Origin of the sequence: Kocuria sp. CNJ-770, from assembly GCF_001942375.1 — a bacterium.
In the GTDB taxonomy this organism is placed as follows: Bacteria; Actinomycetota; Actinomycetes; order Actinomycetales; family Micrococcaceae; genus Kocuria; species Kocuria oceani.
In genome coordinates this window covers 1-2,199 of the sequence record NZ_MKJW01000045.1, presented here as the reverse complement: position 1 = coordinate 2,199, position 2,199 = coordinate 1, and the positions used below count along the sequence as shown (strand labels likewise).

3 protein-coding genes are annotated in these 2,199 nt (G+C 75.2%); 2 read left to right on the top strand and 1 reads right to left on the bottom strand.

Features of this window, described 5'->3' with window-relative positions; translation table 11 throughout:
* Window positions 1-2 precede the first annotated feature (2 nt).
* A complete protein-coding gene (locus BJF77_RS02375; RefSeq protein WP_255396101.1) occupies window positions 3-1,286 on the top strand; it encodes an acetamidase/formamidase family protein in 1,284 nt (427 codons plus the stop codon).
* 124 nt (window positions 1,287-1,410) lie between these two features.
* Window positions 1,411-1,854 (top strand): hypothetical protein, encoded by a 444-nt coding sequence (locus BJF77_RS02370; protein ID WP_075871174.1) that lies wholly within the window; start codon window positions 1,411-1,413, stop codon window positions 1,852-1,854.
* A 12-nt stretch (window positions 1,855-1,866) separates the two neighbouring features.
* On the opposite strand, the gene BJF77_RS02365 is transcribed toward BJF77_RS02370, so the two are convergent.
* Window positions 1,867-2,049 carry a hypothetical protein gene (locus BJF77_RS02365; protein WP_047802282.1) on the bottom strand — a complete coding sequence of 61 codons (183 nt, stop codon included), beginning with the start codon at window positions 2,047-2,049 and terminating at the stop codon, window positions 1,867-1,869.
* Between the last annotated feature and the right edge of the window lie 150 nt (window positions 2,050-2,199).

Genomic DNA, 2,199 nt, shown 5'->3' with positions numbered 1-2,199 from the left:
CACTGTCCTCCAGCCGGGACGGGGCCCGATCCCCGGCGATCACTACCTGCCCTCCGAGGTCGACCGCGTCCTGTGGGACGGGCGGGCGCCCCGGCTTCCGCGGCACTGTCCTCCAGCCGGGACGGGGCCCGATCCCCGGCGATCACTACCTGCCCTCCGAGGTCGACCGCGTCCTGTGGGGCTACGTGCCGTCCGTGGACGCCGAACCCGCGCTGCGCATGCGCTCCGGGCGGACGGTCACCATCGACGCCGTCTCCCACGAGGGGATCCTCGAGGACCAGGGTCGGGACCCCGTGGAGTTCTTCGCCGGGCAGGGCGTTCCGCGGTCCCGGGTGCTCGACGACGCGGTGGAGATCGCCCGCGACTACGACCGCACCGAGCGGGACTTCGACCGCGACGGCCCGCACGTGGTCACCGGACCCGTGTTCGTGGAGGAGGCCCGCCCCGGTGACGTCCTGAAGATCGAGACCCTGCGCGCGGACCTGCGGGTGCCGTACGGGGTGGTCTCCAGCCGGCACGGCAAGGGCGCGCTCCCGGGACCTGCCCGCGGGGGCCCGGTGGCGGACCTCCTCGTGGAGGACATCCTGCCGGCGGTGGGCACGGACGGCCGGGCCACCGGGAACCCGGAGGAGTACGGCAACGTCTCCACGTTCACCCCGGTCGAGCACGGCCAGGGCGTCATGGCCGGCGGGGCGGTGCGCTTCCCGCTGCGCCCCTTCATGGGCATGATGGGCGTCGCCCACCAGCGGGGCGCCGGGCCCACCGACGACCTGCTGAACTCGATCCCGCCCACCCTCGGCGGCGGCAACATCGACATCCGCCACCTCGGCGTGGGCTCCACCTTCTACCTGCCCGTGCAGACCGACGGCGCCCTGTTCTACGTCGGTGATCCGCACATGGCCATGGGTGACGGCGAGGTGGCGCTCACCGCGATGGAGGGCTCGCTGCGCGGGACCTTCCGGCTCACCGTCTGCCGCGCGGGGGAGGGGGACGCCCCGTCCGTGGCCCACCACTACCCCTTCGCCGAGACCGCCGAGCACTGGATCCCCATCGGGCTCTCCGACCCGGACGGCGCCGGCGGCGGCGAGCAGAACTCCGACCTGGACGTGGCGATGCGCCGGGCCGTGCTCAACGCCCTCGACTTCCTCGAGCAGGACAGGGGCATGGAGCGGGCCGTGGCCTACGCCTACCTCTCGGCCGCCGCGGACTTCGCGATCTCCCAGGTGGTGGACCGCACGGTGGGCGTGCACGGGCTGATCCGCAAGGCCGACTTCGACCGCTCCTGACCGCTCCCGAGCATCCCCGGCCGCCCGGGCGTGCGGGGCCTCCGGTCGTCCGGCTGCTCGGGGCGCCCGACCTCCGGGGTGCCTGGCCGCGGGGGCGGCCGGGGGCGACTGCTAGCCTCCGGGCATGTCCTCCTCCGCCCGGCCGGGCGCCCCCGCCACGTCCGTCCCCCGCACGCTTGCCCGGGTGGCCCTGGCCCTCGTGCTGCTCGGTGCGGGCATCGGCCACCTCACGGTCGCCCGGCAGGAGTTCACCGCCCAGGTGCCCCCGTGGCTGCCGGTGCCCGCGGACGCCGTGGTGCTGGTCTCCGGAGTGGTCGAGATCGTGCTCGGGGTCGCGCTGCTCGTGCTGCGACGCCACCGGGCGGCCGTCGGCTGGGTCGTGGCGGCGTTCTTCGTGGCCGTGTTCCCCGGCAACGTCTCGCAGTACCTCACGCGCACCGACGCCTTCGGCCTGGACACCGACCGGGTCCGGGCGGTCCGTCTGCTGTTCCAGCCGCTGCTGGTCGTGTGGGCGCTGTGGTCCACCGGGGCGTGGCGGGCCTGGCGCCGCGCCCGCCGGGAGCGCTGAGCCCCGCCGGGCTCAGTCCTCCCGGTTGGCGTAGCGGTCCCGCATCCGCCGGTACAGCGCGAAGGTCCCGAGGTAGGCCAGCGCGGCGAGCACCACCGTGGGCAGCCACTCCTGGGCGTCCAGGGAGGTCAGCAGCACCCCGGCCGAGGTGAGCACCAGGGCCAGCACGAGCAGGCTCGCGACGATCGACTTCACGGGCGTCCTTCCGGGACGGGTGCGGGGGCCTTCCCAGCCTAGCGAGGCCGCCGGCCGACGACGACGCCGCTCCCGCCCCGGGCCGAGCGCACGTGACCGGTTGCTCCCGCCGCCGGCCGCTCCCGCAGCGTGCTGATCCGCCCGGGCGGC